7 protein-coding genes are annotated in these 4,523 nt (G+C 64.9%); 2 read left to right on the top strand and 5 right to left on the bottom strand.

Annotated elements, in window-relative coordinates; genetic code table 11:
* Positions 1-24: 24 nt before the first annotated feature.
* The 4 genes from VKZ87_RS12255 to VKZ87_RS12270 all read right to left on the bottom strand — a co-directional run bounded on the left by VKZ87_RS12255 (position 25) and on the right by VKZ87_RS12270 (position 2,017).
* Complete coding sequence (locus VKZ87_RS12255) at positions 25-330, bottom strand: chaperone NapD (RefSeq protein ID WP_324221544.1); 306 nt, start codon at positions 328-330, stop codon at positions 25-27.
* A 6-nt stretch (positions 331-336) separates the two neighbouring features.
* Positions 337-510: a periplasmic nitrate reductase, NapE protein gene (napE, locus tag VKZ87_RS12260; protein WP_324221545.1), complete on the bottom strand. Its 174-nt coding sequence runs from the start codon at positions 508-510 to the stop codon at positions 337-339.
* A 128-nt stretch (positions 511-638) separates the two neighbouring features.
* Complete coding sequence (locus VKZ87_RS12265; protein WP_324221546.1) at positions 639-1,385, bottom strand: Crp/Fnr family transcriptional regulator; 747 nt, start codon at positions 1,383-1,385, stop codon at positions 639-641.
* A gap of 29 nt (positions 1,386-1,414) precedes the next feature.
* Positions 1,415-2,017 (bottom strand): hemerythrin domain-containing protein, encoded by a 603-nt coding sequence (locus tag VKZ87_RS12270; protein WP_324221547.1) that lies wholly within the window; start codon positions 2,015-2,017, stop codon positions 1,415-1,417.
* An 82-nt stretch (positions 2,018-2,099) separates the two neighbouring features.
* Here VKZ87_RS12270 and VKZ87_RS12275 point away from each other — a divergent pair, with 82 nt between their 5' ends.
* Positions 2,100-2,864 carry a sulfite exporter TauE/SafE family protein gene (locus VKZ87_RS12275; RefSeq protein ID WP_324221548.1) on the top strand — a complete coding sequence of 255 codons (765 nt, stop codon included), beginning with the start codon at positions 2,100-2,102 and terminating at the stop codon, positions 2,862-2,864.
* A 16-nt stretch (positions 2,865-2,880) separates the two neighbouring features.
* Here VKZ87_RS12275 and VKZ87_RS12280 read toward each other — a convergent pair whose 3' ends face one another.
* Positions 2,881-3,606 (bottom strand): DUF2189 domain-containing protein, encoded by a 726-nt coding sequence (locus tag VKZ87_RS12280; protein ID WP_324221549.1) that lies wholly within the window; start codon positions 3,604-3,606, stop codon positions 2,881-2,883.
* A gap of 191 nt (positions 3,607-3,797) precedes the next feature.
* On the opposite strand from VKZ87_RS12280, the gene VKZ87_RS12285 reads away from it, so the two are divergent.
* Positions 3,798-4,523, top strand: a 726-nt coding sequence (locus VKZ87_RS12285) for a cbb3-type cytochrome c oxidase subunit I (RefSeq protein WP_324221550.1), incomplete at its 3' end; no start/stop codon positions are given.

The following is a 4,523-nucleotide window of genomic DNA, read 5'->3' on the forward strand; positions in this document are numbered from 1 at the left end:
CGGGTCAGCTTCATGGGCAGCCTCTCATTCGTCGGAGGACGTTTCGACCTGGTGGTAGACAAGCGTTGCAGCGAGGACGCCCTTGATCGACTGGATCGTGCCGAGATGGCTGGCGATCTCCTGCTCGCTGGCGGTCTCCAGCGTCACCACCAGTTTGCCGGCGGGAGACGTGGCGGCGATGGTGAGGCCGGGGATTCCGGCGAGCTGGTGCTGCACCTCGTCGAGCCGCATCGGATGGGCGTGAATTACGAGGCTGGAGATATGCGTTTCCAGCCGGCCGCGCAGCAGCGCCCGCCGGCGGGGATCAAAATCTGTTTCAGTGGCGGACATCGCGGATCAACCCGTCGGCGGCCCGGCAATCATCTGATAGATCCAGACGCCGAGGCCGTAACTGCCGACGATCGCAACCGCCATCGCCGGCGCAACGACGAAGGTGAGGAAGAGGAAGACGATCCACTCGCGGCGCCGGACGACCTGTTCTGGCTCCTGCGGTGTGGCTGGCACCGGCATCCGCGACCCTCCCGAGGCTTGGCCTTATCTCTGTAACCGGACCGCCATTGCAATCCGGTTGCCGCGCCGTTCCGACGAACCACGCGGCTGTCCCGATTTTACGCTTATGTCAGGGAAAAGCCAGCCCGTTACGCAGCTTCGGCCAGAGCCCTCAGTCGGTCGGGCTGCCGGATCATCACGCGGTCCGCGCTGGGCAGGCTGATGACATCCTGCTTGCGCAGCTTGGTGAAGCAGCGGCTCACGGTTTCGATGGTGAGGCCGAGATAATCCGCCGCCTCGGCCCGCGTCATCGGCAGTGATACCGGATTCGGGGCGAGGCCGCGCGCCCGGGCACGTTCGGATTGCCGCAGCAGGAAGGAGGCGATGCGCTCCATGGCGGTCTTGCGGCCGAGCAGAAGGATCTGCTCATGCGCGGTCGCCAGCTCCGTCTCCGTAACGGCAAGCAGACGCTGTTCGAGACTGGGCATTTCGGACAGCAGTTTCCGGAACTCCGCTCGCGGAAAGCGGCAGACCCTGACGTCGTTCAGCGCTTCCGCCGTCACCGTGTAGGCGGTCCGCGTATTCAGCCCCATGAAATCGCCGGCGCCGAGAAAGCCGGTGATCTGCCGGCGGCCGTCCGCCAGCGATTTGGACAGGGAAACGCTGCCGCAGGTGATGTTGTAGACGAATTCCGCCTCGTCACCCTCGCGGAAAAGAACCTGGCGGGGTTTCAGCGGAATGACGGTGGTGAGCGATGCCATCCTGAGCTGCTCTTCGGCCGAGAGCGGCGCACAGATGGTCAGGCTGCGGGCGGTGCAGGTTTCGCAGGGATCAATGGCCTTGGAGACGATGTCGCGGAAGGCTCTGCGCTGGGGCAGGGGATGAATCTCACCCATCGGAGGTCTCCGTCTGGTTTACAGACGCTCTAATGTTGTCCGACCGGTGTCCTCTGGAAAGTTGATTTCCCGTAACGCCGGTCCATGTCTGCGCGCCATGATAGCAAATCCTCGGCGGTCAGGCGTTCCCGAGCCATGGGCAATATTGTCGCATCCTCCCAGGCCATGTGCCGGCGCAGCCGTTCGGCGAAATCGGCCAGTGCGGCGCAGAGTTCCGGCCAGTCGTCCTCCGACTCATCTGCAAATGCGACGCATCGGCGGGCCAGCTCGCAGGCATGCTGGCGGTCTTCCCGGTGTTCTTCGATGAGCTGGTCGATGATGTCGTCGAGATTGTCGCCCAGCAGCAGCCGCAGCCGCAGCCGCGGCAAAATGCCCTCTTCCTCTTCCAGGATCAGGGCCGGAAACTCGCCGGTAAGATATCCCGCGATATCCTGCGCGAGGGCTTGGGTCACGGCCGGACCGGCATTCGGCAGGGAGCGCAGGAGTGCGCAGAACATGACCAGCCCGACGCGCCGGGCAGCCAGCGCGTCGAAAGGCGATGCGGCCGTTGTCTGCGCCTGCAGGGCCTGTCCGATCGGCAGCATGCCCAGCGGGCGATCCGCCGCCGGGGTTGTCTGTTCGATGGCGTTCATGATGGTAACTGTAGCCGGCCGCCTGTATCCGGCATTGATCCGGATCAACGCTGGTGCCCTCGGAGTCTGGGATACACCCTGAATGTCGAGCTGGTCGGAATTTCTGGCAGCCTGCGCCGATCTCCTCAGTCACGGATCGATGGGCAGCTGGATAACGTATGGCACGCCGGCCGGTCTGTTCCTGCTCGGGCTGGCCGGGGGTGCGACACATTGCGCGGGGATGTGCGGTCCCTTCGTGCTGTCGCAGGCGGGTGCCCGGCTGACCTCCCTGCCGCTGGAGCGCTCGACGCGGCTGCGCCGCCTGAGCGGCATTTTTCTGCTGCCCTACCATGCCGGTCGCATGACGACGTATTCACTGCTCGGCGGTATCGCGGCGGGCGCGACCGGCGGCGTTCAGCGGTATTTTGCCGATGGCTACCTGCCTGCCGTGCTGCTGGCGATCGCCGCCGGCTGGTTCCTGACAGCGGCGCTGCTGAAATCCATGCCGCAGCTGGCATCGGCGGGCGCGAGCCTGCTGGGCGGCAATCCGCGCGGTCCGCTGCCGCGCCTGTTCGCGCGGCCGGAAGGCTTCAACGGCTATCTGCTGGGCGTGCTGCTCGGCTTTCTGCCCTGTGGCCTCATCTATACCGCCCTGCTGCTGGCAGGGGCATCGGGCGACTGGCGGCTGGGCGCGGCGTCCATGGCCGCTTTCGCGGTCGGCACCATGCCGGCGCTTCTGGCCATCGGCTGGCTGGGCGCGGCCCTGGGCAACCGGCTGCGCAGCGCGCTGCGCTTCTTCCTGCCGCCGGTACTGGTGCTCAATGCCGGCCTGCTGCTGGCACTGGCCTGGCGTCTGCTGCAGGGCTAGACGCTTACGGGATTAATCAGCGGACGATATCGCGGCAGGCATGCCAGCTGGCATGGGCGACCAGCGGAAACAGCACGCCCAGGCCGACGAAGAAAGTTGCCAGTCCGACCCCGGTAAAGAACAGGATCAGCCCCGCCCACAGCGCCATTGCCTTCGGGTTGGCGATGATCGCCCGCAGGCTGGCGCCCATGGCGGAAACGACGTCGACGTCGCGGTTCAGCAGCAGCGGCAGGGAAATCGCCGAAAGGGCGAAGGTCAGCAGCGCGAAACCGGCGCCCATGGCAGTGCCGATGACCAGAAACGGCAGGTTGCGGGCCTCGATCAGGTAGAACGGGATGGCGTCCAGCGGCGGCGTACCGTCATGAAAATAAAGGACAAACCACAGAAGCGCCGTGCGCACCCAGGCAAAATGCAGCAGCAGCAGGACGATACCGAAGCTGCCGATCGCCACCGGGCGGCGCCAGCTGGTCAGCGAAATCCGCAGACCGACGGGTTCGCCCGCCTGCAGGCGCCGGCTGGTGTCGTAGAGACCGATGGCCAGCAGGGGCGCGACGAGGAGAAAGCCGCCGGCGAGCGGCAGCACGAGGTAGATCAGCCCGGCCTGCCACAGGCCGATGGCCAATGCGTAACTGATCGCGACGATGCCGGCACCGTAGCTGAGGCTGACGCGGGGGGCGCGGCACAGATCCTGCCATCCGGCCTGGAGCCAGCGCCATGGCTGGTCGTCGGGGACCCGTCGCACCGCTATCGCTTGCGCACCCACTGGAAAGTTGCCAGTCAATTCCCCGCTCATCGCGGCATTTTGACACACCGTGCGACAATTTGGCAACCTCAGACAAGACCGGCATTGACCTGCATCAATGTGAGCGATGGTCAAAGCAGGATGATGCCGGCGTGCGCCCGCAAAGGGACGATCCATTGCAAGGAACGACCATGACTGCCATTGCTGCCGGCCTGCGCTCCCGTTCGGAGCTCAGTGAGCCCTATATTGAGGACGTAATACGCGCCTTCGTGATCGCGACGGCCTTCTGGGGTATCGCGGCTTTCGCAGTCGGCGTCTATGTCGCCCTTCAGCTTGCTTTCCCGGCGCTCAATCTCGGCCTTGAATGGACGACCTTCGGCCGGCTGCGGCCTGTCCATACCTCCGCCGCCATCTTCGCCTTCGGCGGCAACGCCCTGATGGGTTCGTCGCTCTACGTCGTGCAGCGCACCTGCCGCGCCCGGCTGTTCGGCGGCGAGGCCGTGGGCTGGTTCCTGTTCTTCGGCTATCAGCTGTTCATCGTGCTGGCCGCGCTGGGCTATGTCTTCGGCATCACCCAGAGCAAGGAATACGCCGAGCCGGAATGGTATGTCGATCTCTGGCTGACGCTGGTCTGGGTCGTCTATCTGGTCGCGTATGTCGGTACGCTGATCAAGCGCGAGGAGCCGCATATCTATGTGGCGAACTGGTTCTACCTCGCCTTCATCATCACCATCGCGATGCTGCACATCGTCAACAACCTGGCGGTGCCGGTCTCGCCCTTCTCGTCCAAGAGCTATTCGCTGTTTGCCGGCGTGCAGGATGCGCTGACCCAGTGGTGGTACGGCCATAATGCGGTCGGCTTCTTCCTCACCGCCGGCTTCCTCGCGATGATGTACTACTTCATCCCGAAGCAGGCG

The sequence above is a fragment of the Ferrovibrio sp. genome (assembly GCF_035304305.1).
Classification (GTDB): Bacteria; Pseudomonadota; Alphaproteobacteria; order Ferrovibrionales; family Ferrovibrionaceae; genus Ferrovibrio.